26 protein-coding genes and 1 pseudogene are annotated in these 24,272 nt (G+C 75.6%); 15 read left to right on the top strand and 12 right to left on the bottom strand.

Translation table 11 applies throughout. The annotated features are described in order from the left end of the window. The first annotated feature begins 171 nt into the window (after positions 1–171). Together RSE42_RS03930 and RSE42_RS03925 are read left to right on the top strand one after the other, a co-directional pair. Positions 172–507, top strand: a complete 336-nt coding sequence (locus RSE42_RS03930) for an STAS domain-containing protein (protein WP_228485224.1) — start codon at positions 172–174, stop codon at positions 505–507. Next, the gene (locus RSE42_RS03925) at positions 504–977 is read left to right on the top strand and encodes an ATP-binding protein (protein WP_061266630.1); all 474 of its coding nucleotides are present in this window, start codon (positions 504–506) and stop codon (positions 975–977) included. The genes RSE42_RS03930 and RSE42_RS03925 overlap by 4 nt, the downstream gene beginning before the upstream one ends. 68 nt (positions 978–1,045) lie before the next feature. Here the strand turns inward: RSE42_RS03925 and RSE42_RS03920 are convergent, their stop codons facing one another. Next, positions 1,046–3,331: a SpoIIE family protein phosphatase gene (locus RSE42_RS03920; RefSeq protein ID WP_363375354.1), complete on the bottom strand. Its 2,286-nt coding sequence runs from the start codon at positions 3,329–3,331 to the stop codon at positions 1,046–1,048. A 248-nt stretch (positions 3,332–3,579) separates the two neighbouring features. Here RSE42_RS03920 and RSE42_RS03915 point away from each other — a divergent pair, with 248 nt between their 5' ends. The 3 genes from RSE42_RS03915 to RSE42_RS03905 all read left to right on the top strand — a co-directional run bounded on the left by RSE42_RS03915 (position 3,580) and on the right by RSE42_RS03905 (position 6,303). Further along, the gene (locus RSE42_RS03915) at positions 3,580–4,377 is read left to right on the top strand and encodes an ABC transporter ATP-binding protein (protein WP_308820782.1); all 798 of its coding nucleotides are present in this window, start codon (positions 3,580–3,582) and stop codon (positions 4,375–4,377) included. Positions 4,378–4,494: 117 nt separating this feature from the next. Continuing rightward, entirely contained in the window at positions 4,495–4,932 is a 438-nt protein-coding gene (locus tag RSE42_RS03910) for a YciI family protein (protein WP_061266628.1), read from the top strand. Positions 4,933–4,965: 33 nt separating this feature from the next. Beyond that, complete coding sequence (locus RSE42_RS03905; protein WP_061266627.1) at positions 4,966–6,303, top strand: RNA polymerase sigma factor; 1,338 nt, start codon at positions 4,966–4,968, stop codon at positions 6,301–6,303. 63 nt (positions 6,304–6,366) lie between these two features. Here the strand turns inward: RSE42_RS03905 and mgrA are convergent, their stop codons facing one another. Next, positions 6,367–7,416 carry an L-glyceraldehyde 3-phosphate reductase gene (mgrA, locus tag RSE42_RS03900; RefSeq protein ID WP_034656290.1) on the bottom strand — a complete coding sequence of 350 codons (1,050 nt, stop codon included), beginning with the start codon at positions 7,414–7,416 and terminating at the stop codon, positions 6,367–6,369. Positions 7,417–7,523: 107 nt separating this feature from the next. Between mgrA and RSE42_RS03895 the strand changes: the two genes are divergently transcribed. Further along, positions 7,524–8,060 carry a DUF488 family protein gene (locus RSE42_RS03895; RefSeq protein ID WP_034656293.1) on the top strand — a complete coding sequence of 179 codons (537 nt, stop codon included), beginning with the start codon at positions 7,524–7,526 and terminating at the stop codon, positions 8,058–8,060. 23 nt (positions 8,061–8,083) lie between these two features. Here the strand turns inward: RSE42_RS03895 and RSE42_RS03890 are convergent, their stop codons facing one another. Further along, on the bottom strand, positions 8,084–9,109 hold the full coding sequence (locus tag RSE42_RS03890) for a beta-ketoacyl-ACP synthase III (protein ID WP_034656309.1): 1,026 nt from the start codon (positions 9,107–9,109) through the stop codon (positions 8,084–8,086). Between the two features lie 124 nt (positions 9,110–9,233). Between RSE42_RS03890 and RSE42_RS03885 the strand changes: the two genes are divergently transcribed. The 5 genes and pseudogenes from RSE42_RS03885 to RSE42_RS03865 all read left to right on the top strand — a co-directional run bounded on the left by RSE42_RS03885 (position 9,234) and on the right by RSE42_RS03865 (position 11,652). Beyond that, positions 9,234–9,650: a TIGR03618 family F420-dependent PPOX class oxidoreductase gene (locus RSE42_RS03885; protein WP_114552886.1), complete on the top strand. Its 417-nt coding sequence runs from the start codon at positions 9,234–9,236 to the stop codon at positions 9,648–9,650. A gap of 139 nt (positions 9,651–9,789) precedes the next feature. After that, a complete protein-coding gene (locus tag RSE42_RS03880) occupies positions 9,790–9,963 on the top strand; it encodes a hypothetical protein (protein ID WP_186325205.1) in 174 nt (57 codons plus the stop codon). Continuing rightward, a complete protein-coding gene (locus RSE42_RS03875) occupies positions 9,963–10,319 on the top strand; it encodes a YciI family protein (RefSeq protein ID WP_009862891.1) in 357 nt (118 codons plus the stop codon). Before RSE42_RS03880 ends, RSE42_RS03875 begins: the two co-directional genes overlap by 1 nt. Before the next feature lies 1 nt (position 10,320). Then, positions 10,321–10,539: pseudogene (locus RSE42_RS03870) on the top strand (sigma factor); the annotation flags it as partial. A 99-nt stretch (positions 10,540–10,638) separates the two neighbouring features. Then, on the top strand, positions 10,639–11,652 hold the full coding sequence (locus RSE42_RS03865; protein WP_415297910.1) for an RNA polymerase sigma factor: 1,014 nt from the start codon (positions 10,639–10,641) through the stop codon (positions 11,650–11,652). Between the two features lie 42 nt (positions 11,653–11,694). Here the strand turns inward: RSE42_RS03865 and RSE42_RS03860 are convergent, their stop codons facing one another. After that, positions 11,695–12,399, bottom strand: a complete 705-nt coding sequence (locus RSE42_RS03860; RefSeq protein WP_415297909.1) for a FadR/GntR family transcriptional regulator — start codon at positions 12,397–12,399, stop codon at positions 11,695–11,697. 174 nt (positions 12,400–12,573) lie between these two features. Between RSE42_RS03860 and RSE42_RS03855 the strand changes: the two genes are divergently transcribed. The 3 genes from RSE42_RS03855 to RSE42_RS03845 are packed head-to-tail and all read left to right on the top strand — an operon-like array spanning position 12,574 to position 15,658. Beyond that, positions 12,574–13,368: a (Fe-S)-binding protein gene (locus RSE42_RS03855; RefSeq protein ID WP_086149108.1), complete on the top strand. Its 795-nt coding sequence runs from the start codon at positions 12,574–12,576 to the stop codon at positions 13,366–13,368. Further along, complete coding sequence (locus RSE42_RS03850; protein ID WP_415297908.1) at positions 13,365–14,975, top strand: LutB/LldF family L-lactate oxidation iron-sulfur protein; 1,611 nt, start codon at positions 13,365–13,367, stop codon at positions 14,973–14,975. The genes RSE42_RS03855 and RSE42_RS03850 overlap by 4 nt, the downstream gene beginning before the upstream one ends. Further along, complete coding sequence (locus RSE42_RS03845; protein ID WP_415297907.1) at positions 14,972–15,658, top strand: LutC/YkgG family protein; 687 nt, start codon at positions 14,972–14,974, stop codon at positions 15,656–15,658. The genes RSE42_RS03850 and RSE42_RS03845 overlap by 4 nt, the downstream gene beginning before the upstream one ends. A gap of 64 nt (positions 15,659–15,722) precedes the next feature. Here RSE42_RS03845 and RSE42_RS03840 read toward each other — a convergent pair whose 3' ends face one another. Continuing rightward, positions 15,723–16,418, bottom strand: coding sequence for an NUDIX hydrolase (locus RSE42_RS03840; protein WP_415297906.1), 696 nt, complete (start codon positions 16,416–16,418; stop codon positions 15,723–15,725). A gap of 72 nt (positions 16,419–16,490) precedes the next feature. On the opposite strand from RSE42_RS03840, the gene RSE42_RS03835 reads away from it, so the two are divergent. After that, on the top strand, positions 16,491–17,207 hold the full coding sequence (locus tag RSE42_RS03835) for a uridine kinase family protein (protein WP_415297905.1): 717 nt from the start codon (positions 16,491–16,493) through the stop codon (positions 17,205–17,207). Between the two features lie 3 nt (positions 17,208–17,210). On the opposite strand, the gene RSE42_RS03830 is transcribed toward RSE42_RS03835, so the two are convergent. The 7 genes from RSE42_RS03830 to RSE42_RS03800 form a co-directional block, all read right to left on the bottom strand. Beyond that, positions 17,211–17,753, bottom strand: coding sequence for a hypothetical protein (locus RSE42_RS03830; protein WP_415297904.1), 543 nt, complete (start codon positions 17,751–17,753; stop codon positions 17,211–17,213). A 155-nt stretch (positions 17,754–17,908) separates the two neighbouring features. Then, on the bottom strand, positions 17,909–18,781 hold the full coding sequence (locus RSE42_RS03825) for a methyltransferase (RefSeq protein ID WP_415297903.1): 873 nt from the start codon (positions 18,779–18,781) through the stop codon (positions 17,909–17,911). Between the two features lie 166 nt (positions 18,782–18,947). After that, positions 18,948–20,024 (bottom strand): LLM class flavin-dependent oxidoreductase, encoded by a 1,077-nt coding sequence (locus tag RSE42_RS03820; protein ID WP_415297902.1) that lies wholly within the window; start codon positions 20,022–20,024, stop codon positions 18,948–18,950. Then, a complete protein-coding gene (locus tag RSE42_RS03815; RefSeq protein ID WP_409141368.1) occupies positions 20,021–21,430 on the bottom strand; it encodes an LLM class flavin-dependent oxidoreductase in 1,410 nt (469 codons plus the stop codon). Before RSE42_RS03815 ends, RSE42_RS03820 begins: the two co-directional genes overlap by 4 nt. Further along, positions 21,427–22,245, bottom strand: a complete 819-nt coding sequence (locus RSE42_RS03810; RefSeq protein WP_415297901.1) for an ABC transporter ATP-binding protein — start codon at positions 22,243–22,245, stop codon at positions 21,427–21,429. The genes RSE42_RS03815 and RSE42_RS03810 overlap by 4 nt, the downstream gene beginning before the upstream one ends. After that, complete coding sequence (locus tag RSE42_RS03805; protein ID WP_415297900.1) at positions 22,221–23,084, bottom strand: ABC transporter permease; 864 nt, start codon at positions 23,082–23,084, stop codon at positions 22,221–22,223. Before RSE42_RS03805 ends, RSE42_RS03810 begins: the two co-directional genes overlap by 25 nt. After that, positions 23,081–24,202 (bottom strand): ABC transporter substrate-binding protein, encoded by a 1,122-nt coding sequence (locus RSE42_RS03800; RefSeq protein ID WP_415297899.1) that lies wholly within the window; start codon positions 24,200–24,202, stop codon positions 23,081–23,083. Before RSE42_RS03800 ends, RSE42_RS03805 begins: the two co-directional genes overlap by 4 nt. Between the last annotated feature and the right edge of the window lie 70 nt (positions 24,203–24,272).

Here is a 24,272-nt window from a genome sequence, read left to right as displayed (position 1 = left end):
GCCGTGCGGCCCTCGTCGTGGCTCCCCCGCGCCGCCCTGCGCGGCGCGGGAGAGGCACGTCACCCGATGATCGCGGCCACGCCGCGACACTGCCTCGCGTGCGTCGGCGGAGCCGCGTACCGTATCCCGGGTGCCCGGTACAGTGCCGGGACCGAGGAGGAGCCCACCACCGTGACCCCCACCACGAGCGGAGACGTCCTGACGACGGCCGGCGGCACGCGCTGGACCATGCGCGGCGAGATCGACGCCGCGGTCCAGGCCCGGCGCGAGGACGAGCTGCTGCGGCTCGCGCAGTCGGCCGACGGGCGCATCCACATCGACCTCGGCGCGGTCACCTTCATGGACTCGGGCGGCCTGCGCCTGCTCTACCACGCCGCCACGGCCGGCTCGGGGGCACCCGTGCTGGAGCGCGTCCCGCGCCGCGTCCGCGACCTGCTCGAGCTCAGCGGTGTCGCCGAGCTGTTCGAGCTCACCGACGACGCCGGACCTGCCGAGGACGAGGCGTGACCTTCGCCCACGCGGCGGTACCGCCCGGCTTCGTCGAGATCGGCGCCTGGCCGCTGCGCACGCTGGCGGACCTCGCCACCCTGCGGGAGGGCCTGCACCGCATGCTCACCGGCGCCCCGCTGCCCGCGGACCGCGCGCTCGAGGCCACGCCCGAGCGCGTCGTCCTCGTCGCGAGCGAGCTCGCGACGAACGCGCTGCGGCACGGCCTCCCCCCGACGCAGGTGCGCCTGCTCAGCGACGGGCGCGAGCTCGTCATCGACGTCGTGGACCACTCGCCGGACGTCCCCGTCATCGCGGGCCGGCGCTCGCCGGGCGCGGGCGGGTTCGGCCTCGTGCTCGCGCAGCGCGCCTCGACGGCCGTCGGCTGGTTCCGCGCCGGCACCGGCGAGAAGCACGTCTGGGCACGCTTCGACGTCCCCGTCTTCCGTGGCGGGGCCGGCGTGCGCAGCGCGCTCCTCCCGATCGGCTGACACCCCGGCCGCACCGCTTCCCCGCCGCGACGCTCGATCCCCCGCACGCTCGCGTCCCGGCGCGCGCCTCAGGCGTCGCGCCGCACCAGGAGCAGGGTCGCGTCGTCCGCGGAGCGCGGGTCGCGCGCGGCGGCCACGACGCCGTCGACGTCGACCGTCCCCGGCTCCGCCGCGAAGAACGCCGCGAGCCGACGCAGGCCGTCGAGGATCGACTCCTCGCGCCGCTCCACGAGCCCGTCGCTGTACAGCACGAGCGCGCCGCCGGGCGGCACCTGGACGTGCTGCGCGGGCGGCACGCGGTCCACGAGGCCGAGCGGCGGCACGATCGCGCTCTCCGTCCAGCTCGTGGTCCCGTCGGGCGCGACGACGAGCAGCGGCGGGTGCCCCAGGGACACGTGCTCGACGACGCCGGTCACCGGGTCCAGCACCGCGACGGCGATCGTCGCGACCTCGCCGGGGAGCGTCCAGCGCGCGACCTCCCCCAGCAGCGTCACCGCCTCGACCGCGGAGCCCGTGCTCACGAGCGCGGCCCGCAGCGTCGTCCCGAGCTGGCCCATCGTCGCCGCGGCCTGGAGCCCGTGGCCCGTCACGTCGCCCACGACGAGCGCGAGGCGCCCGGACGGCAGCACGAGCGCGTCGTACCAGTCGCCGCCCACGAGACCCGTGCCGGCCGACTCGTAGCGAGACTGCAGCGTCCACCCCGGGACGTCGGGCAGGAGCGCGGGCAGGAGGCTCCGCTGGAGCTCCTCCGTCGCCCGCACCGCCTTGCGGCCGCGCAGGTAGAGGGCCTCGACGAGGTGGCCACGCAGCGACGTCGCGACGTCCGTCTGGTCCGACGTCCAGGGCACGCTGTGCCCGCGCACGACCTCGCGCCACCGCTCGAACGACTTGCGCGGGCTGAGCCGCACCGAGTCGTCCTCGCCGCGCGCGATCTCCTTGTTGTACGGGTCGCCGCCCCAGTCCACGTGCCGCAGGACCTCGTCGCGCACCCACAGCACGACCTGGCCCTCGGGCAGCACGATCCCGAGGACGCCCGCGACGTCGGGCACGATCGCCGCGACGTCCGGCGCGTCCCGGTGCAGGGCGTCTGACATGACCAGGTCCTCGCCGTGCCCGAGGACCCACGCGACGAGCGCGCGGCACCCGTCCTCGTCGGGCACGTTGCCGACCGCGATGAGGCCGCCCTCCGCGACGACGATCGCGCCGTCGGCCCGCACGAGGCGGCGCAGCCAGCCCGAGCGCGTCAGGGCGATGCCGATGGGGACGCTCTCGTCGCGGCTGTCCGCGGCCAGGTGCGCGAGGACGCCCTCGGCGCGCCGCACCTCGGTCTCGCGCTCGTCCTCCGCCTGGGAGACGAGCCGGACGGAGAGCGCGGACCCGAGGAACTCCGCGGCGGTGCGGACCTCGAAGGGTGGCTCGTGCGGGCCGGAGTAGTGGTGGCACGCGACGAGCCCCCACAGCCGGCCGTCGCGCAGGAGCGAGATCGACATCGACGCCCGCACGCCCATGTTGCGCAGGTACTCGAGGTGGATCGGCGAGACGCTGCGCAGCGTCGAGTAGGTGAGGTCGAGCGGCGCGCCCGTCGTGGGGAGCAGCGTCGGGACGATCGGCTGGGGCGCGTAGTCCACGTCCGCGATGAGCCGGATCCAGTTCTTCTCGTACAGCGCGCGCGCCTGCGGCGGGATGTCCGACGCCGGGTAGTGCAGCCCGAGGAACGCGTTGAGGTCGTCCCGGCGCGCCTCGGCCACGACCTCCCCGTTGTAGTCCGCGTCGAAGCGGTAGATCATCACGCGGTCGAAGCCCGTGAGCTCGCGCACGTGCCGGGCCGCGTCGTCGTACAGCTCGTCGAGCGTCGCGGCGCGCTCGAGGTCGCGCAGCGCCTGCCGGACGGCGAGGTAGGTGTTGGGGAACGTCAGCGGGCGCGCGCCCGCCGCGGTCTCGAGCTCGACGACGAGCACCGGCTCGGAGCCCGGGCCCTCCTCCGGCAGCGGCGGCCGGTGGAGCACGGCGTCGACGTCGAGCGGCCTGCCGTCCCAGCGGTCGAGGTGCAGGGTCACGGGGTTGCGCGTCGCGAGGTCCGCGCCGTCCGCCGCGTGCGCGAGCAGGTCACGCGCAGGTTCCTCGCCGAGCACGTCGGCGAGCGGCCGGCCCGCGAGCTCCTCCGCGGGGACGCCGAGGTGCCGTTCCACGTTCGCCGACGCCTGGAGCAGCACGCCGTCCGCCTCGCGGACCACCAGCAGGACCCCGCGCGGCTGGATCATGCCGGGGACGTGGATGGGCTCGCGGGCACAGTTGTCGAGGTCCACCGCCTCGCCGGGCGCGAGGAGCTCCGGCTCGTCGACCGTCCTGGTCACGATCCTCCGTCCGGGCATCACGTCCCGCGGACGGTTGCCGTACTACGGTCGGCGGACCACCTTGGCTCGAGGATCCGGAGACGCGTGCCTCAGGCTACCGCGCCCCACCGACCGTTCGTGCGCCGCGTCCGTGGAGGTCGGCGGGCGAGCCCCGTGAGCGACGCCACGGAACTCCGCGGTAGCGTCGTTCGTCGGACGAGCGGGAGCCCGGACCGCCCGCCCGGACCCCGACGACCAGAAGGTGACCCATGAGCACGACGACGACCCCCCTCCTGCGCGCCAGCGGCCTCGCGGCCGGTTACGGAGGCCCCGACGTCGTGCACGGCATCGACCTCGACGTGACGCCCGGCACCGCGCCCGTCGGGATCGTCGGGGAGTCGGGCGCCGGGAAGTCGACGATCGTGCGCGCGCTCGTCGGCCTCGTGCGCCCCACGGCGGGGCACGTCACCTACGCCGAGCGGACGGTGGGCAAGCTCTCCCGCCGGGACAAGAAGCAGTTCACGGCCGACGTCCGCCGCGTCTCCCAGGACGGCCTCGCCGGCATCGGCATCGACCCCCGCTGGACGGTGGACCGCACGCTGTCCGCGGCGCTCAAGGACGCGCGGCGTGCCGGCCGCCCGAGCGGACGCTCCGTCGAGGACCTGCTCGGCGACGTCGCGCTCGAGCCCCGCTACGCGCCGCGGACCGTGCAGTCGCTCTCGGGCGGCGAGAAGCAGCGGGTCGCGCTCGCCGTCGCGCTCGCGACGCGCCCCCGGGCGCTCCTCCTCGACGAGCCGCTCACCGCCGTCGACCCCGCGATGCGCGGCGACGTCGTGCGCCGCCTCGCCGACGCGACGACCGCCCTCGGCACCGCCGTGCTGCTGGTCTCGCACGACCTCGAGCTCGTCGAGCGGATGTGCCCCATCGTGCACGTGCTCGCCGACGGCACGTTCGTGGCGTCGGGGTCGCTGCGCGACGTGTTCGCGGGCGCCGCCCCGGGCGCTGACCACCCGGCCGTCCGCGGACTCGCGGAGGCCGCCCCGCTCGCCGTCCAGCGCTTCCGCTGACGTCCGGGAGAACTCGTCGGCGGGCCGTGTCGAAAACCGGGGTGCGCCGTCCGACGTCCTGGTGAACCCGTCTCCACGACACTACGGTCGAGGAGGCACTCACCGAGGAGGAACGTCATGCGAGTCGTGGTCATGATCCAGGGCAGCGGGGCCGATGAGGACAAGATCGCCCCGACGCAGGAGATGCTCGCGCAGATGGGCGAGTACAACGAGCAGCTCGTCCAGGCCGGCATCATGCTCGACGGGCAGGGCCTGCAGCCGACGTCCCGGGGCGCGCGGGTCGTGTTCCGCGGCGGCGAGACCTCGGTCGTCGACGGGCCGTTCACCGAGTCCAAGGAGATCGTCGCCGGGTACTGGATCTGGCAGGTCTCCTCGCTCGAGGAGGCGGTCGAGTGGGCGCGGAAGTGCCCGAGCGACCCGAGCGCGGGCCTCGAGGAGGTGCTCGAGATCCGCCCGATCTTCGAGGCCGAGGACTTCGGCGCCGAGTACACGCCCGAGCAGCGCGAGAAGGACGAGCGCCTCGCCGAGCAGATCCGCGCGCAGCACGGCGCCTGACGCCGGACGCGCACGACGAGGCCGGGCCCGGGCATGACCGACGTCTCCCGCACCGTCGAGGCCGTGTGGCGCATCGAGTCGCCGCGGCTCGTGGCCGGTCTCGCCCGCACGCTGCGCGACGTCGGCCTCGCCGAGGAGGTCGCGCAGGAGGCGTTCGTCGCGGCGCTCGAGCAGTGGCCCGCGCGGGGTGTGCCGGACAACCCCGGCGCGTGGCTCACGACCGTCGCGCGCCGTCGGGCCGTCGACCTGGTCCGCCGCGAGCGCACGCGCGACGAGAAGTACGCGCGGCTCGCGGCGGAGCTCGCCGTGCCCGGCGGGAGGGGAGGCCCGACGGCGCACCCCGCCGACGGCCGCGCCGTCCTCGTCGGGTCCGTCCCGGCTCCCGACGCGGTCGTCGAGGACCCGGTGGGCGACGACCTGCTCGCGCTCGTCCTCGTCGCGTGCCACCCCGTGCTGCCGCGCGAGTCCCGCGTGGCGCTCACGCTGCGCCTCGTCGGAGGCCTCAGCACCGACGAGATCGCGCGCGCCTTCCTCGTGCCGTCCGCGACCGTCGGGCAGCGCATCTCCCGGGCGAAGCGGACTCTCGCCGAGGCGAACGTCCCGTTCGCGGTTCCCCAGGCCGACGAGCTCGCCGCGCGCGTTCCGGCCGCGCTGGAGGTCGTGTATCTCGTCTTCACCGAGGGCTACGCCGCGACGTCGGGCGACACGTGGGTGCGGCGCGAGCTCGCCGACGACGCGATGCGCCTCGGGCGTGTGCTCGCCGGGCTTCTCCCGGCCGAGCCCGAGGTGCACGGGCTCGTCGCGCTCATGGAGCTCCAGGCGTCCCGGTTCGCCGCGCGCACCGGGACGGACGGCGAGCCGGTGCTCCTCGAGCACCAGGACCGCTCGCGCTGGGACCGGCTCCTCGTGCGCCACGGGCTCGCCGCCCTCGACCGCGCGCTCGCGCTCGGCACGCAGACTGGCAGGGCGCTCGGCCCCTACTCGCTCCAGGCCGCGATCGCGGCGTGCCACGCGCGTGCCCGGACCTGGGCGGAGACCGACTGGGACGCGATCGTCGCGCTCTACGACGCGCTGGCGTCCGTCGCGCCCTCGCCGGTCGTCGAGCTCAACCGCGCCGTGGCCGTCGGGTTCGCGGACGGCCCCGCGGCCGCGCTCTTGGTGCTCGACGGCGTTGCGGACGACCCGCGGCTCGCGCGCCACCACCTCTACGGGGCCGTGCGCGGCGACCTGCTCACCCGTCTGGGTCGGCACGCCGAGGCGGCCGACGTGCTCGAGCGCGCCGCGGCCCTCGCCCCGACCCGCCACGAGCGCCGGCTCCTGCTCGAGCGCGCCGCCGCCGCGTCGTCGTCCGCGGACGCGCACCCCGCCTGACCCGACCACCTGCGAGGTAGAGCCCTGGTAGCGACCAGGGCTCTACCTCGCGCGACCAGGGCTCTACCTCGCGAGGACGGACTCGATGGTGGCCGACTCCTCCGGGGTGAGCGGGGGCGCAGAGAGGGCCGCGACGTTGTTCTCGAGCTGGCGGACGCTGCTCGCCCCGACGAGGGCGGAGGTGACGCGGTCGTCGCGCAGCACCCAGGAGAGGGCGAGCTGCGCGAGGGTCTGGCCGCGGGCCCCCGCGATCTCGTTGAGCGCCCGGGCGCGCTCCAGGTACGTCTCGTCGAGGTTCTTCTCCGACAGGAACGGCGAGTCCGGGCGGGCCGCGCGCGACCCCTCGGGCGCCGACCCGGAGAGGTAGCGGTCCGTGAGCAGGCCCTGCTGCAGCGGCGAGAACACGATGGTGCCGACGCCGAGGTCGCCGACGACGTCGAGCAGCGACTCGGTCTGCACGCCGTCGTACGCGTCCTCGTGCGCCGGGTCCTCGACGTGGCGGTTGAGCATCGAGTAGCTCGGCTGGTGGATGAGCAGCGGGGTGCCGAGGTCGGCCAGGATCGCCGCGGCCTCGCGCGTGCGCGCCGGCGAGTAGTTGGAGACGCCCACGTACAGCGCCTTGCCCTGCTGGACGGCGTCGTGCAGCGCGCGCATGGACTCCTCGAGCGGCGTGCTCGGGTCCGGCCGGTGGTGGTAGAAGACGTCGACGTAGTCGAGGCCCATCCGGCGGAGCGACTGGTCGAGCGAGGAGAGCAGGTACTTGCGCGAGCCGCCGTCGCCGTAGGGGCCGGGCCACATGTCGTAGCCGGCCTTCGACGAGATGACGAGCTCGTCGCGGTACGCGCCGAGGTCCTGCGCGAGGTGCCGGCCGAAGTTCTCCTCCGCCGAGCCGTACGGCGGGCCGTAGTTGTTCGCCAGGTCGAAGTGCGTGATCCCGAGGTCGAACGCGCGGCGCAGCACCGCGCGCTGCGTCTCGAACGGGTTCACGTCACCGAAGTTGTGCCACAGACCGAGCGAGATCGCGGGCAGGTCGAGGCCGCTGCGCCCCGTCCGCCGGTAGGTCATGGTGTCGTAGCGGTCGTCGGCGGCGAGGTAGCGCGGGGCGAGAGGCATGGGGCCATTCTGGCGCGCGCCGGCCGCGACGCCCACCCCGGTCCACGACCGCGCCGCCCGGGCCCGGTCCCCGTGCCGGCGACGGAGCGCCTTCCTAGAGTGGCCGGGTGAGCGTCGTGTACACGGTGGGGCACTCCACGCGTCCGGTCGAGGAGCTCCTCGCGCTCCTCCGGGCGAACGGCATCCGCCGCCTGGTCGACGTCCGGACCGTCCCGCGGTCGCGGCACAACCCCCAGTTCGGCCAGGACGCCCTCGCGCCCGTCCTGCGGTCCCACGGGATCACGTACCGCTGGGTGCGCGCGCTCGGCGGCCTGCGGCACGCCCGTCCCGACAGCCCGAACGGCGCGTGGCGCAACCTGTCGTTCCGCGGGTACGCGGACCACATGCAGACGCCGGAGTTCGGCGCCGCGGTCGACGACCTCGTGCGGCGCAGCGCCCACGACGACCTCGTGCTGATGTGCGCGGAGGCCGTCCCGTGGCGCTGCCACCGGTCGCTCGTCGGGGACGCGCTCGTCGTCCGCGGCGTCGAGGTGCGCGACATCGTCTCCGACGCCGCGCCACGGCCCCACACCCTGACGTCCTTCGCCCGCGTCGAGGGCACGCGCGTCTGGTACCCGCCGGAGCCGGACCACACGGCGGGCTGACGCAGCGGGCTCGTCGTCCCGCGTCAGCGGGTCGGGGTCTCCACGACCTGGCCCGCCCACGCGAACCCGCCGCCGAAGCCGAAGAGCAGGGCCGGGACGCCCGCGGGGATCTTGCCCGCGTGCCACCACTTGGAGAGCCCGAGCGGGATGGACGCCGCGGACGTGTTGCCGGACTCGACGATGTCCGTGACGACGACCTTCGACTCCATCCCGAGCGCCTTCGCGAGCGGCTCGATGATGCGCAGGTTGGCCTGGTGCGCGACGAGCACCTCGATCTCGTCGAGCGAGACGCCGGAGCGCTCCACGACCGTGCGCGCGCGCTCAGCGGCGCGCGTGATGGCCCACTTGAAGACGGCGCGGCCGTCCTGGGCGAACTTCTCCTGCGGCGCCTCGATGAGCACGGCCGGGGTGAGGTCGGGCTCGGAGCCCCAGGTCACCGGGCCGACGCCGGGCTCGTCCGTCGCGCGCAGCACCGCCGCGCCCGCGCCGTCCGCGGTGAGGATGCACGTGCTGCGGTCGGTCCAGTCGGTGAACGCGGTGAGCTTCTCCGCGCCGACCACGACGGCCGTGCGCGCCGAGCCGCCGCGGATCGCCTGGTCGGCGAGGCCGACGGAGTGGGCGAAACCGGAGCACGCGACGTTCACGTCGAGCACCGCCGGCCCGACGACGCCCCGCAGGTCGAGCTCGGACGCCTCCTCGGGCGTCGACTGCCCGGGCATGACGCCGGTGCGCAGGTGGTACGCGACGCGTCCCGCCGTGTTGGGCGAGCGGTCCGTCGCGGTCGCCGTGGCGACGATGACGAGGTCGACCTCGGCCGGGTCGACGCCCGCGTCGTCGAGCGCGTGGCGGGCCGCCGCGGTCGCCATGTCGGCGACGGTCGTGTCGTCGTCCGCGACGTGCCGCGTGACGATGCCCGTCCGCGAGCGGATCCACTCGTCGTTGGTCTCGACGAGCTGCGCGATGTCGTCGTTCGTCAGCGTCTTCTCGGGCTGGAAGTGACCGAGGCCGACGATGCGCGACCCGGCCGCGCCGGTGGCGGGAGTGAGCATGAGGACGATCATGTCACGCGGCCGCTCGTCGTCAGAACGCTCCGGGCGGGGCTCCGGGAGGTCGTGCGCCACACCCGTGACGTACCGTCGGGAGGTCCGCCGTCGTGCCACCGAAGGAGCCGTCGTGTCCCGTCCGCCGCTGCCCTCCCGTCTCGTCGAGATGCTCCGCCGCCCGAACGCCGCCGTCATGGCGACGGTGCGCTCCGACGGCGCGCCCGTCACCGCCGCGACCTGGTACGTCTGGGAGGACGACGGCCGCGTGCTCGTCAACCTCGACGAGTCCCGCGTGCGGCTCAAGCACCTGCGCAACGACCCCCGGGTCTCGCTCACCGTGCTCGACGAGAACTGGTACACCCACGTGACGCTCATCGGTCGCGTCGTCGAGCTGCGCGCCGACGAGGGCCTGGCCGACATCGACCGCATCTCGCGCCACTACACCGGCCACGAGTACGCGAACCGGACCGACCCGCGCGTCAGCGCCTGGGTCGAGGTCGAGCGCTGGTACGGCTGGGGCGAGGCGAGGTCCGGCGACGACGCGTAGCGCCGTCGGCCGCCCTCCGCCCGTCCCCCGCGGCGCGCCGCCCCGCGAGAGACGGTCGCGAGAAAGGTGTCGATCTCGGCGACCGGGCTTCGTCGTCCTCTCGTACGGCCGCACGGGCCGTGCGAGAGGAGGAGGCACGATGACGACGTTCCTGGAGACGATCCTCGCGGCGGACCGCGAGCACCCGCCGGACCGTGCGCGGTACCGTGACGGGCGACGCTGCGCCGGGGACGGGACGGCCGCCGCCGACGTCGCGTCCTCCGGGCCGACGGTGCTCCGCCGGCCCGCGGCGACGAGGGCGGAGGACCTCTGATGCGCTACCTCATGCTCGTGCTCGGCACCCCGGACGACCCGGGGCTGCCGCCCGAGGAGGCCGAGGCCGCGGCCCCGATCGGGGAGTGGGTCGGGCGGCACTACGGCAGCGGCGCCGCGGTGGTCGGCGACCGGCTGCGCCCCCCGGAGGACGCCGTGGGCGTGCGGGTCCGGGGCGGCAAGGTGCTCGTCACGGACGGGCCGTTCTCCGAGACGAAGGAGTCGATCGCGGGCTTCGACGTCCTCGAGGCGCCCGACCTGGACACCGCGATCGCCATCGCGTCCGAGCACCCCATGGCGTACGGCGGCGCGATCGAGCTGCACCCCGCGTGGCCGCTGGACCTCGACGGGTCCTGAGCTGACGCCCGCGACGGACCCCGTCGAGGACGCGTTCCGCACCGAGTGGGGACGCGTCCTCGGCGCCGTCGCGCGCAGCACGGGCGACCTCGACCTGGCCGAGGAGTCCGCGCAGGAGGCGTTCGCCGCGGCGCTGCGGACGTGGGGCCGCGACGGCGCGCCCGAGCGTCCCGGCGCGTGGCTGACGACGACCGCGCGCCGCCACGCGATCGACGTCCTGCGCCGTCGTCGGGTCGAGACGGAGCGGGTCGCGGCCGCGGGCCGCCTGGGCGAGCGCGTCGACCCGGGTCCCCGGGGCGGGAGCCGAGCCGCGGACCCCGTGCTCGACCAGGTCGCGCGCGGCCTCGACGACGACCCCTGGGACGCCGACGACCCGGACGGCGACCTCGTGCGCCTGCTCTTCACGTGCTGCCACCCGGCGCTCCCCGCCGAGGCGCGGGTCGCGCTCACCCTCCGGTCGCTGACCGGCATGACGACCGCCCAGGTCGCGCGCGCCTTCCTCGTCCCCGAGGCGACGATGGCGCAGCGCCTGGTCCGGGCCAAGCGCCGCATCCGCGCCACCGGCATGACCTTCCGCGTGCCGCCGGCCGCGCTGCGGTCCGAGCGCGTCGAGGGCGTCCTCGCGGTGCTGTACGTGCTGTTCACCGAGGGGTACGACGCGTGGGCGGAGCCCGCCGACGCCGTCGAGGGCTCGGCCGAGCGGCGCGCGCTCGCCGACGTCGCCGTCCGGCTCGCGCGGCTCACCGCGCGCCTGCTCGACGACGAGCCCGAGGCCCGCGGGCTGCTCGCCCTGCTGCTGCTCCAGCACGCGCGCCGCGACGAGCGCGTGGGCCCCGACGGCGTCACGCGGACCCTGGCCGAGCAGGACCGCGCACGCTGGCGGCACGACGAGATCGCCGAGGGGCTGTCCGAGCTGGACGCGGCGCTCGCCGTCGGGCGGCCTGGGCCGTACCAGGTGCAGGCCGCCGTCGCGGCGCTCCACGACGCGGCGACCGACGCGGCCGCGACCGACTGGCCGCAGATCCTCGGCCTCTACGACGTGCTGCTCGACCTCACCGGCTCGCCCGTCGTCGCGCTCAACCGCGCGGTCGCGGTCGCGGAGGTGCACGGCGCGGACGCAGGGCTGGCTGCGCTCGACGCCGTCGCCGACGAGCCGGCGCTCGCGGGCTACCACCTCCTGCCCGCCGTCCGCGCCGAGCTGCTCGTCCGGGCCGGGCGGCCCGCTGACGCCGCCCACGACCTGCGCCGCGCGCTCGCGCTCGTGGACCGCGAGGGCGACCGCCGGCTCCTGGCGCGCCGCCTGGCCGGCCTGCTCCGCGCCAGATCGACCTAGCCGCCGCGAAACTCCTCGCGGGACGCGGGCACGGCGGTCCGCTCAGAGGCCCGTCTCGGCGTAGAACCCCTCGATGTGGGCACGCACCTCGCGGGCCGCGCGCTCGCCGTCGCCCTCCGCGACGGCGGAGAGCACCGCGCGGTGCTCGGCGCGCAGGCGCGCGGCGGTCCGCTCCCACGACGGGAGTGCGGCGCTGCCCGCGGCGACGTACGACTCGATCGCGCCGCGCAGCCCGGTCATGACGGCCTCGACGAGCGCGTTGCCCGCGAGCCGCACGAGCAGCACGTGGAACGTCGCGTCGAGCTCGCGGAAGTCGGCCGCGGGCAGCGTCGGGTCCTCCATCCGGTCGAGCAGGGCGCCCGCCTCAGCGAGCGTCGCTGCGGCCTCGTCGTCTCCCGCACCCACTCGCTCCCCCGCGGCCCGGACCGCCCACGTCTCCAGCAGCACGCGCGTCTCGACGACGTCGCGCACCGCGAGCGTCCCGGACGCGACGTGCAGGCGCACGGCCGCGCCCAGCCCGGCGGCGGGCCGGTCGACGACGGTCGCGCCGGCGTCGGGCCCGGAGCCCACGGCGGTGCGCACGATGCCCATGGCCTCGAGCACACGGAGCGCCTCGCGCACCGAAGGGCGCGAGACGCCGAGCTCCTCGGCGAGCGCGCGCTCGGCCGGGAGGCGCTCGCCGAGCGCCCAGCGGCCCGCGGCGAGGTCCGCCTCGATGCGGGCGAGGACGCGTTCGTGGGTGCGCACCCGCTCAGGGTAGGCGACCCCGGCACGCTGTGGTCAGACCACGCCGACCTCGTGGTCTACAGTGGACGGACTGTGGTCAGACCACAGCCGCGGCGCCTCACCGCGGCGGTCTCGGCAGGCGGCACGGACGCGGCCCGGCGAGACTGGACCGACTCGCCCTCCCCCGGAGCAACGATGCGCATAGCCCTCACCGCGACCTGCATCGGCGACGTGATGTTCCCCCAGGCACCGCGCGCCACCGCCCAACTCCTCGAGCGCCTCGGCCACGAGGTGTTCTTCCCCGAGCGCCAGGCCTGCTGCGGCCAGATGCACGTCAACACGGGGTACCTCGACGAGGCTGTCCCCGTGGTGCGCAACCACGTCGAGGCGTTCTCCCCCGTGCTCGACGGCGAGTGGGACGCGATCGTCGTCCCGTCCGGGTCGTGCACCGGGTCCGTGCGGCACCAGCAGGGCATGGTCTGCCGGCGCGCCGGTCTCGACGACCTCGCGCGCACCGCCGACGCCGTCGCCGCGAAGACGTACGAGCTGTCCGAGCTGCTCGTCGACGTGCTCGGCGTGACCGACGTCGGCGCCTACTTCCCGCACCGGGTCACCTACCACCCGACGTGCCACTCGCTGCGCATGCTCCACGTCGGCGACAAGCCGCTGCGGCTCCTGCGCGCGGTCGAGGGCATCGACCTCGTCGAGCTGCCCGCGGCGGAGGAGTGCTGCGGGTTCGGCGGCACCTTCGCGCTGAAGAACGCCGAGACCTCGACGGCGATGCTCGCCGACAAGATGACGCACGTGAAGGCGACGGGCGCCGAGGTCCTCACCGCAGGCGACGCGTCGTGCCTCATGCACATCGGCGGCGGCCTGTCGCGCATCCGCGCGGGCGTCCGCACGCTGCACCTCGCGGAGATCCTCGCGTCCACGAAGGACACGCCCGCCCCCGCCGGAGTCGGCCCGTCGACGCGCGGGGGTGCCCGGTGAGCCGCACGTTCCTCGGCCTGCCCGTCCGGCGCGGCGCGCGCACCCTGCCCGACGACGTCGCCCACCCGGGCGGGCACGGCACCTCGGCGGGTGCGGGGGCGGCGTCGGACGCGTTCGGCGACGTGCCGCACCCGGACGCCCCGCTGCGCTGGGGCGGGTCGTTCCCCGACACGGCGCGCGAGGCGCTCCAGAACACGCAGCTGCGGCGCAACCTCGCGCACGCGACGTCGACCATCCGGGCCAAGCGCGCGGCCGTCGTCGGCGAGGTACCGGACTGGGAGGCGCTGCGCGACGCGGGCTCCGCGATCAAGACCGACGTCATGGCGCGCCTGCCCGAGCTCCTCGAGGAGCTGGAGCGCAACGTCGTGGCGCGCGGCGGCGTCGTGCACTGGGCGCGCGACGCGGACGAGGCGAACCGGATCGTCGCGGACCTCGTCAAGGCGAAGGGGGTCGACGAGGTCGTCAAGGTGAAGTCCATGGCGACGCAGGAGACCGGGCTCAACGAGGCGCTCGCCGCCGAGGGGATCGCGGCGTACGAGACGGACCTCGCGGAGCTCATCGTGCAGCTCGCCGACGACATGCCGTCGCACATCCTCGTGCCCGCGATCCACCGCAACCGCGCGGAGATCCGCGAGATCTTCCTCGCGCGCATGGGCGACGCCCCGCCGGACCTGTCGGACGTCCCGCGCGAGCTCGCGATGGCCGCGCGCGCCCACCTGCGCCGCAAGTTCCTCTCGGCGAAGGTCGCGATCAGCGGCGCGAACTTCGGCGTCGCGGACACGGGGACCCTGACCGTCGTCGAGTCCGAGGGCAACGGCCGCATGTGCCTCACGCTCCCCGAGACGCTCATCACGGTCATGGGGATCGAGAAGGTCGTTCCCACGTACACCGACCTGGAGGTGTTCCTCCAGCTCCTGCCGCGCTCGTCCACGGGCGAGCGCATGAACCCGTACACCTCCCTGTGGACGGGCGTCACGCCCGGCGACGGCCCGCAGGAGTTCCACCTCGTGCTGCTCGACAACGGACGCACCGACGTCCTCGCCGACGAGGTCGGGCGAGCCGCGCTGCACTGCATCCGCTGCTCCGCGTGCCTCAACGTGTGCCCGGTGTACGAGCGGGTGGGCGGCCACGCGTACGGGTCGGTGTACCCCGGTCCGATCGGCGCGATCCTCACGCCGCAGCTCACGAAGTCCTCCGGCGGGCTCTCCGGCCACCACGACCCGAACGCGTCGCTCCCCTACGCCTCGACGCTGTGCGGCGCGTGCTACGAGGTGTGCCCCGTGAAGATCGACATCCCGTCGATCCTCGTCGAGCTCCGGGCGCGCGAGGTCGACGCCGACCGCGGCCGCCCCACCGGGTGGGGCGCCGCGATGAAGGCGGCCTCGTTCGTCATGTCCGACGCGCGCAGGTTCGAGCTCGCGGAGAAGGCGGCGGGGGTCGGGCGCCTGGTCGCCGGTCCGAAGGGCCGCATCTCGACCCTCCCGCCGCCCGCGTCCGGGTGGACCCGCTCGCGCGACCTCCCGGCGCCCGCGAAGCAGACCTTCCGCGACTGGTGGCGCGACCGCCCGGCCGACGAGCCCCGCACCGAGGGAGGTGAGGACCGGTGAGCGCGCGCGACGACGTCCTCGCCCGCGTGCGCACCGCGCTCGGCGGATCGACGGCGGCGGGCGGCCCCGCGGCGTGGGGCAGCGTGCCGCGCGCCTACCGCGAGCACGGCGAGCTCGCCCCGGGCTCGCCCGAGGTCGTGGACGTGCTCGTCGACCGGCTCGTCGACTACCGGGCGCACGTGCACCGCGCCGAGACGGCGGCGGACGTGGCGACGGTCGTCGGTGACCTGCTCGCCGACGCGACGTCCGTCGTCGTGCCGGCCGGTCTCGACGAGGCGTGGCTCGCGGGCCTGGGCGCCGGGACCGCCGTCGTGCGGGACGCGCGCGACGACCCGCGCACGCCCGACGAGCTCGACCGCACGGACGCCGTCGTCACCGCGGCGCGCGTCGCGGTCGGCGACACCGGCACGATCGTGCTGGACGGCGAGCCCGACCAGGGCCGCCGGGCGATCACGCTCGTGCCCGACCTGCACGTGTGCGTGGTGCGCACGGACCAGGTGGTGCAGACCGTGCCCGAGGCCGTGCGCCTGCTCGCCGCGCACCCCGGGCGCCCGCAGACGTGGATCAGCGGCCCCAGCGCGACGAGCGACATCGAGCTCTCCCGCGTCGAGGGCGTGCACGGCCCCCGCACCCTCCACGTCGTCCTCGCCCCGCCGAGGGAGAGCCCCGGTCCGCCGAGGTAGAGCCCTGGTCAGCCGAGGTAGAGCCCTGGTCGTGACCAGGGCTCTACCTCGCGCGACCGGGGCTCTACCTCGTGGGGAGTCCTGCCCGACGGCGGTGGCGCACCTCCGCGAGGACCGTCGCCAGGCGGACGGGGAAGTCGTCGGGCGTGCCGGGCGGCAGCGCGTCCACCGGGAACCACGCGACGTCCTCGCTCTCGTCGCTGACGACCGTGCGCGCGTCCGGGTCGGCGAACGCGACGAACCCGACGTCCCAGTGCGTCCGGCAGGTGCCGAACGCCGCGGCGAGGTCGTGCCGGTGCACGTCCACCGGGGCGGACGGCGCGGCGCCGGCGCGGGACCCGGCCACGGACTCCACGCCCTGCTCGGGGTCCGCGTTCAACGGGACGCCCGGCTCGGGGTCCGGGTCGAACGGGACGAGGTCCTCGATGCCGCTCTCCTCGCGCGCCTCGCGGTAGGCGGCACCGGCGAGCGTCGTGTCCTCCGGCTCGGTGTGGCCGCCCACCTGGACCCAGAACCGGCCCTTGCGGTGGAAGCACAGCAGCACGCGATCGAGACCGGGGCTGAGCACGAAGCAGCTCGCCGTGAGGTGCTGCGGACCGCCGTCGCGCCGCACCGCCTCGGCGCGCGGGCCGGCGTCGCCGCGGACGAACGCGCGGTACTCCGCCGCGAGCGCCTCCTGACGGGGATCCACGGGCTCCCACCGGTCGAGGCGGTCGAGGGCGTCGCGGGCGAGCAGGGCGGCGGGGTCCGGAGCGGTCACCGGGGAAGGCTACGCGCCGCACCCGACGCCCCGCCTCGGGGCTCACGCCGGACGCTGCGACAATGGTGTCCCGTGAGCGACCCTCAGCACGACGCCGACGGCGGCCCCACCGACGCCGCCACCCGGACCGACCCGGTGCCGACCGGACCCACCGGGGACCCGGCGCTGTTCGACCTCCCGCCCGGGTCGCGCGAGGTCCCGACGCGGATCGTGCTGCTCACCGGGGCGTCGGGCTCGGGCAAGACGTCGCTCACCCGCCGGCTCGGGCTCCCGGTCGTCGCGCTCGACGACTTCTACCTCGACCACGACCACCCCGACCTGCCGCAGCGCTTCGGCATCGTGGACTGGGACGACCCCCGCTCGTGGGACGCCGAGGGTGCGGTCGCGGCGCTCGTCGACCTCGCGCGCGCGGGCCACGCCGACGTGCCGGTCTACGACATCCCGACGTCGCGCCGCACCGGCACGACCCACGTCGACGTCACGGGCTCGCGCGTCGTCCTGGCGGAGGGCATCTTCGCGGCGGAGATCGTCGCGGCCTGCCGCGCACAGGACGTGCTGGCCGACGCGATCTGCCTCTACCGACCGCGCCTCGTGACGTTCTGGTTCCGCCTGCTGCGCGACCTCGCCGAGATGCGCAAGCCGCCGCTCACCCTGTTCCGGCGCGGCTGGGCGCTGCTGCGCGCCGAGCCCGCGCTCGTGCGGCACTGGGAGTCGCTCGGCTGCCGCGCGCTCACGCCCGCGCAGGCCGAGAAGGAGATCCGCGCACTGCTGCGGCCCGCCTCGGCGTAGGCGTCACCCCGGCGGGGCGGCGATCTCGATCGTCGCGACCGACGGTCCGCCGCACTCCGAGTCGGCACCGTCCGCGCTCTCCCACGTCGGGTCGATCTCGCGCTCGACGACGACGTCGCCCGAGGCGACCTCGACGACGCGGACGAGGACCGGACCGACCGGACCGTTCAGCGCGGACCCGGTCCACTCGCCGACGGAGGGCGCGTCCTGCGCCTCTCCGGTCGGCTCGGGCGAGGTCTCGACGGCCTGGGGCGGGACCGGGTCGACCGGGTCGACCGGGATCGTCGTGGGGGCCCGCTCGGGGCCGGGCCGGAGCGTACCGTCGCGCACGAGCGCGCAGGGGTCGGCGCCGACGCAGGCCACCGTGACGCCGTACGCGTCGCGGTCCGGCCAGGAGTCGTCGAGCCGGACCTCCAGGCGAGCCGAGTACCCGACCGCCGGGCACGCGGTGACCAGACCTCCCGGACCGCTGCACGCCGGGAGCACGGCGACGAGCAGCGCACCGACCAGGCCGTGCGCGCGTCGTCGCGCTCGTGCGGTGCTCACCGACGTCCCCTCTCGCGGCCCGCCCGCCCGTCGGGCCCTCGTCCACTCTTTGTCACGGACGGCCCGCGCCTTGCACCACGGCGCACGTTCCCCCTCGCCGAGCCTGCCGAGACGTGAGAAGTGGCCCCTGACCCGCGCGTCGCGGGGACCACTTCTCACGTCTCGGCGGGGAGCGTCCCGACGACGATCGTCGCGCCGATGTCGTCGTCCCGGACGACGCGCGCGACCAGCCCGGCGCGGCCGAGCACCGCGACGGCGCCCGTTGCCTGGCGCTCGCCGGACTCGGTGAGCAGGTGGCCGCCGGGGGCGAGCCAGGCGGGCGCCTCGGCCGCGACGCGGCGCAGCACGTCCAGCCCGTCGCCGCCGCCGTCGAGGGCGACGTGCGCCTCGTGGTCGCGCGCCTCGCGCGGCAGCAGCGGGATCTCGGTCGTCGGGACGTACGGCACGTTGGCGAGGAGGAGGTCGACCCGCCCGCGCAGACCGGCGGGCAGAGGGTCGAAGAGGTCGCCCTCGTGCGCGGTCCCGCCGACGGCCGCGACGTTGCGCGCCGCGCACGCGACCGCGGCCGGGTCCACGTCGCTCGCGTGCAGCGCGACGGTCTCGTCGCCGCCGAGGCCCACCGCGGTCGCGAGCCCCAGCGCCCCGGCGCCGCAGCACAGGTCGACGACGACCGTCCGGCCGTCCGGGCCACTCTCCGGACGACCGCCGGGGCCGCTGCCCGGGCCGCCGTCGAACAGCCACGCCGGGCGCCCGGCCCGCCGCCCGAGCACGACCGCCTCGTCGACGAGCAGCGTGGTGCGCTGGCGCGGCACGAACACCCCGCGGTCGACGGCGACCCGCAGCCCGTGGAAGTCGACGTACCCGAGGACGTGCTCGAGCGGCTCGCCCGCGACCCGGCGCGCGACGAGCTCCTCGAGGTGCGCGGCGTCGTCGGCCCGCTCGGCGAGGAGCGTGGCCTCGTCCTCCGCGAAGACGCACCCGGCGGCGCGCAGGCGGGCGGTGAGGTCGTCGAGCCGGCTCTGGTCCACGCTCTGGACGGTACTCCGGGTCGCGGACGCCCGGGACCGTCGACCGGCCGGCGATCGACCCGCGCGCCCGAGGTCAGCGCGCGCCCGGGACCGACCCGCGCGCCCCGGACCGACCCGCAGAGGGTCGACCTCACGACGCGCGGGTCGATCCGCGCGACGGTGACCGTCAGTCGCGCAGCAGCGGGAGGAGCCGGGTGCCCTGGCGCTCGATCTCGCGCAGGTACGGGGTGTCGGACAGGACGAAGTGCGTCACGCCGAGGTCCTCGTAGCGCCGCAGCGACTTCGCGACGTCCTCCGCGGAGCCGACGAGCCACGTCGTGCCCGCTCCCCCGCCGCCGAACCGGCCCGGGGCGGTCCACAGGTTGTCGTCGAGCACCTCGCCCCGCTCGGCCAGGTCGAGCAGGCGCTGCTGCCCGACGGCGGTGCTCCGCCCCCGGTCGCGGGCCGACCACGCCTCGCGCTCCGGCGACCGGGCCGCGAGCTGCGCGACCTTCGCCTCGGCGTCGGCCCACGCCTCCTCCGTCGTGTCCCGCACGAACGTCGTGACGCGCAGCCCGAACTCGAGCGGTGCGTGCTCACGGCCGAGCTCGGCGCTCAGCTGCCTCAGCCGGTCGATGCGCTCCGCGATCCCGTCGAGCGGCTCGCCCCAGAAGAGCTGCACGTCGGCCTCGGTCGCCGCGACGCGCTCCGCCGCCTCCGAGGCGCCGCCGAAGTAGATCCGCGGGTGGGCGCGGTCGCCGCGGACCACGGGCCGCGGCCCCAGCGACGAGCGCGTCACCGAGAAGTGCTCGCCCGCGTACGTGACCACCTCCTGCGTCCACAGGCGCCGCACGATCTGCAGGAACTCGCGCGTGCGGGCGTAGCGGTGCGCCGGGTCGGCCTCGCCGTCGCCGTACGCCTCCTGCCCGTCGGTGCCGGACACGATGTTGACGCGCAGCCGGCCGCCGCTGAGGTGGTCGAGGGTCGCGGCGGCGGACGCGAAGTGCGCGGGCCGCCAGAACCCGGGCCGGATCGCGACGAGCGGCTCGAACGTCGTGGTGCGGGCCGCGAGCGCCGTCGCGACCGTGAACGTGTCGGGACGCCCCCAGCTCGTCCCGAGCAGCGCGCCCGCGAACCCGTGGCGTTCCAGGGCGTGCGCGTGGCTCGTCAGGGTGTCGAGGCTGTTGTGGTCCTCGGTGGTGTCGTCGCCGCGGTGCCCCGGCCGCACCTGGTTCGGGATGTACCAGAGGTGCTCCGCGCTCATGCGAAGGCCCCCTCGACGACTCGTGCCCCGCCGTCGGACGACGTCCCGGCGGGGGCCGCGTCCGTGTAGCGGTTCGCCGGTCGTTCGAGCCCGTAGTGCTCGCGCAACGTCCGGCCCTCGTACTCGGTGCGGAACAGGCCGCGCTCGCGCAGCACGGGCAGCACGTGCTCGACGAACTGCTCGAGCCCCGACGGCAGCACCGCGGGCATGATGTTGAACCCGTCGGCGGCCTCGGCGTCGTACCAGTCCTGGAGCGCGTCGGCGACCTGCTCGGGCGTGCCGGCGAACGTGCGGTGGCCCCGCCCGCCGCCGAGGCGCCCGATGAGCTGGCGCACCGTCAGCCGCTCGCGCCGCGCGAGCTCGACGATCAGCGTGTACCGGCTCTTGGCCCCCTCGATCTCGTCCTCGGTGGGCAGGCCGTCGGGCAGCTCGCGGTCGAGCGGCAGGTCCTCGGGCGCGAGGCGCAGCGTCTTCGCGAGCTGGGCGCGCGCGTACTCGGGGACGATGAGCTCGTCGAGCTCGCGCTCCCGCGCGAGCGCCTCCGCCTCCGTGGACCCGATGACGGGGACGATGCCGGGCAGGATCTTCACCGTGCCCGGGTCCCGCCCGACCGTGACCGCCCGGGCCTTGAGGTCGGAGTAGAACGCCTGGGCGTCGGCGAGCGTCTGGTGCGCGGTGAACACGGCCTCGGCGTAGCGCGCGGCGAGGTCCTTGCCGTCCTCGGACGACCCGGCCTGCACGATGAGCGGGCGCGCCTGCGGCGAGCGCGGCGTCGTGAGCGCGCCGTGCACGGAGAAGTGGGTGCCGACGTGCGCGGGCCCGTGGATCTTGGCCGGGTCCGCCCAGACGCCCGCGGCCTTGTCGGCGAGCACGGCGTCGTCCTCCCACGAGTCCCAGAGCCGGAACGCGACGTCGAGGAACTCGGCCGCGCGCTCGTACCGCACGGCGTGCGCCGGCTGGTCGTCGAGGCCGAAGTTGCGCGCGATCTCCGGCCCCGCCGTCGTGACGACGTTCCACCCGGCCCGGCCGCCTGACACGTGGTCGATCGACGCGAAGCGCCGCGCCAGGTTGTACGGCGAGTTGTACGTCGTCGACGCCGTCGCGATGAGGCCGATGCGCTCGGTCACGGTCGCGATCGCCGTCAGCACGATGAGCGGGTCGAGCGAGCCCGCCGGGCGGCGCCCGACGTCGGACCGCAGCCCGGGGCCGTCCGCGAAGAAGATCGAGTCGAGCTTCCCCGCCTCCGCGACCTGCGCGAGGCGCTGCAGGTGCGCGATGTTCGTCGAGGTCCACGACGGGTCGCTCTCGGGCAGGCGCCACGACGCCTCGTGGTGGCCCGTGCTCATGAGGAACGCGTTGAGGTGCAGGCGGCCGGGGCGGTGGCCCGAGGAGGCGTGGCGGGTCATGCGGCGGTGTCCTTCCGGTCGGGGGTGGTCGGGGCGTCGCGGACGACGCCGAGCGCGTCGAGCAGCTCCGTGCGGAGCCGGGCGAAGCGGGGGTCCGCGGGGTCGCGGGCCTCGGTGGGGCCGTAGCTCCGGTCGATGCGGCGCTCGGCCGCGATCCGTCCCTCGTCGAGCACGACGACGCGGTCCGCGAGCACGATCGCCTCGTCGACGTCGTGCGTGACGAGCAGGACCGCGGGGCGGTGCCGCGCGCACAGGTCGCGCAGCAGGGCGTGCATCCGGATGCGCGTCAGGGCGTCGAGCGCGCCGAACGGCTCGTCGGCGAGCAGGAGCCGCGGCGAGCGCACGAGCGAACGGGCGAGCGACACGCGCTGCTGCTCGCCGCCCGAGAGCTCGTTCGGCCACGCGCGCTCACGCCCGGCCAGGCCGACCTCCGCGAGGCTCGCGCGGCCGGCGTCGCGCGCGACGCTCCGACCGCGCCCGCCGGCGTCGAGACCGAGCACCACGTTGTCCAGGACGCGCGCCCACGGGAGGAGCCGCGAGTCCTGGAAGACGACGGACACCTGGTCCGGCACCGCGACCTCGCCCGAGCCCGCGACCCCGTGGTCGAGCGCGGCGAGCGCGCGCAGGAGCGTGCTCTTGCCCGAGCCGGACCGGCCCAGGATCGCGACGAACTCGCCGTCGTCCACGGTGAGGTCGAGGTGGTCGAGGATGCGCTGCTCCCCGTACGACCGGACGAGCGAGCGGACCCGCACGGCCGCGCCCGGCGCCGTCGGGCGGGCCTCCTGCGCGGTCAGTCCTCCAGCGTGCGCCGCCACGAGAGCACCCTCCTCTGCAGGAGGCGGACGGCGAGGTCCGCGGTGTAGCCCAGCACGCCGTAGACCACGAGGCCGACGAGGATGATCTCCGTCTGCCCGTACGTCCGGGCGAGCTCCATCATGTAGCCGATCCCGGCCGTCGCGTTGACCTGCTCGACGACGACGAGCGCGAGCATCGACCCCGTGACCGCGAACCGCAGGCCGAGGAAGAAACCGGGCAGCGCGCCCGGCAGGATGACGCGGCGCACGAACTGCCACCGCGAGAGCTGCACCGTCTCGGCGAGCTCGACGTACCGGCTGTCGATCGCGCGCAGGCCGTTGTGCGTGTGCAGGTAGATGGGGATGAAGACGCCGAGCGCGATGGTGATGACCTTCATCTCCTCGCCGATGCCGAACCACAGGATGAGCAGCGGCAGGAGCGCGAGGTTGGGGATGGCGCGCTTGACCTGGATCGGGCCGTCGAGCACCGCGTCGCCCATCCGGCTCAGCCCGGCGGCCAGCGCGAGCACGACTCCCGCGACGATGCCGGCCGCGAGCCCGAGCGCGGCGCGCGTCAGGGACACGCCGAGGTGCGCCCCGAGCTTGCCGTTCGCGACGAGCTCCGCGCCCGTCGAGACGACCGTCCACGGCGCGGACAGCACGCGCGGGTCGACGAGCCCCGTCGCGGACCCCACCGACCAGACGACCGCGAGGAGCGTGACCCCGACGAGCGCGGCGAGCGGGACCGGCCGGCCGAGCCCGAGGCGCGTGCCGCGCGGCCGCACGTCCGCCGGGGTCGACGGGGCGGCGTCGGCCTGCGGGACCGCGACGTCGACCCGGTCGACGACCGCGGCGCTCACTGCGTGCCCCCGTCCCGCGCGGCGGCGGCCGCCTCGCCCGCGACCGGGCCGAAGCGCACGTCGAACAGGTCCGCCGCGTCGAGCGGCTGCTCGTCGAGCTCCGCCGCGAGCAGGTCGACCGTCGCCTGCGTGCGCTCGATGCCCTCCGTGAGGTCGGACGGGACGTCCGGGACCGGCGCGTGGTCGACGAGATACTGCGCGTCCTCCTCGCTCAGCCCCTGGTCCTCGATGTAGTAGCCCTGCTTCCACTCCTCGGGGTGCTCCGCGACCCAGATCTTCGCGGCCGCCCACGCGGCGACGTACTCCCGCAGCGCCGCCGCCCTGGCCGGGTCGCGCACGACCTCGGTCGGGCCGTAGAGGTGCGACGCGTCGTCGCGCAGGTGGTGCTCGACCGACGTCGCGCCGTCGGCCTCGTACGTCGCGAGGTACCGGAAGAGCTGCGTGCCGCCGAGCGGCGCGACGTCGACCTCGCCCGCGGCGAGGGCCGTCGAGTACACGTCGCCCGTGCTCGGGAGCTCGACGAGCTCGACGTCGTCCTGCGTGAGCCCGGCCTCCTCCAGCGCCTTGAGGACGATCGCGCCCTGCGCCTGGCCCGGGCTGAACGCGATGCGGTGACCGCGGAAGTCCTCGAGCGAGTCGAGCTCGACCCCCGGCGCCCCTGCGAACTCGTAGACCGGCGCGTCCTCCCAGTTCTCCCGGTAGACGGACGCGTAGACCTGCACGTCCAGGCCCGTCCACGTCGCGTGGATCGGCGGGATCTCCGCGACGGCGCCGACGTCGAGCGACCCGGCCCGGAACGCCTCCGTCGTCGCCGGGCCGCCCGAGATGTTGGCCCACTCGATCTCGAACGAGAAGTCGCTGTCCAGGTCGTCGCCCGCGAGCTCGAACGCCTTCTGCGTGGTCGGGTCGCCGACCCGCAGGACGGTGCCCTCCGACACCTCGGTGGGCAGCTCGGCGTCCGGGGCGAGCGTGCCGCCGTCGGCCGAGTCACCGCCCCCGGACGCCTCGGCGGTGCTGCACGCACCGGCGGCGAGGAGCGCGACGAGACCGAGCGCGACGGCCGTCGCCCTCCGGCGGCCGGGCGGTGCGGACGGACGGCGGAGCGGGGAAGCAGGCATGACGGGTCCTCTCAGGGAGAGCGCACGGGGAGGCACGAGGGCGCGCGGGTGCCGTGCGCGGCAGGGTGGT

It is taken from the genome of Cellulosimicrobium sp. SJTW-1 (assembly GCF_047716875.1).
In the GTDB taxonomy this organism is placed as follows: domain Bacteria; phylum Actinomycetota; class Actinomycetes; order Actinomycetales; family Cellulomonadaceae; genus Cellulosimicrobium; species Cellulosimicrobium funkei.
The sequence above is the reverse complement of the archived record's forward strand: the minus strand, read 5'-3'. Positions and strand labels throughout refer to the sequence as shown.

Excerpts from the sequence above, each read along its gene's own strand:
- RSE42_RS03910 (WP_061266628.1), top strand. The coding sequence starts at position 4,495 with ATGCGAGTCGTGGTCATGATCCAGGGCAGCGGGGCCGATGAGGACAAG.
- RSE42_RS03905 (WP_061266627.1), top strand. The coding sequence starts at position 4,966 with ATGACCGACGTCTCCCGCACCGTCGAGGCCGTGTGGCGCATCGAGTCG.
- RSE42_RS03820 (WP_415297902.1), bottom strand. The coding sequence starts at position 20,024 with ATGAGCGCGGAGCACCTCTGGTACATCCCGAACCAGGTGCGGCCGGGG.
- RSE42_RS03855 (WP_086149108.1), top strand. The coding sequence starts at position 12,574 with ATGCGCATAGCCCTCACCGCGACCTGCATCGGCGACGTGATGTTCCCC.
- RSE42_RS03880 (WP_186325205.1), top strand. The coding sequence starts at position 9,790 with ATGACGACGTTCCTGGAGACGATCCTCGCGGCGGACCGCGAGCACCCG.
- mgrA (WP_034656290.1), bottom strand. The coding sequence starts at position 7,416 with ATGCCTCTCGCCCCGCGCTACCTCGCCGCCGACGACCGCTACGACACC.
- RSE42_RS03815 (WP_409141368.1), bottom strand. The coding sequence starts at position 21,430 with ATGACCCGCCACGCCTCCTCGGGCCACCGCCCCGGCCGCCTGCACCTC.
- RSE42_RS03890 (WP_034656309.1), bottom strand. The coding sequence starts at position 9,109 with ATGCTCACTCCCGCCACCGGCGCGGCCGGGTCGCGCATCGTCGGCCTC.
- RSE42_RS03875 (WP_009862891.1), top strand. The coding sequence starts at position 9,963 with ATGCGCTACCTCATGCTCGTGCTCGGCACCCCGGACGACCCGGGGCTG.
- RSE42_RS03915 (WP_308820782.1), top strand. The coding sequence starts at position 3,580 with ATGAGCACGACGACGACCCCCCTCCTGCGCGCCAGCGGCCTCGCGGCC.
- RSE42_RS03800 (WP_415297899.1), bottom strand. The coding sequence starts at position 24,202 with ATGCCTGCTTCCCCGCTCCGCCGTCCGTCCGCACCGCCCGGCCGCCGG.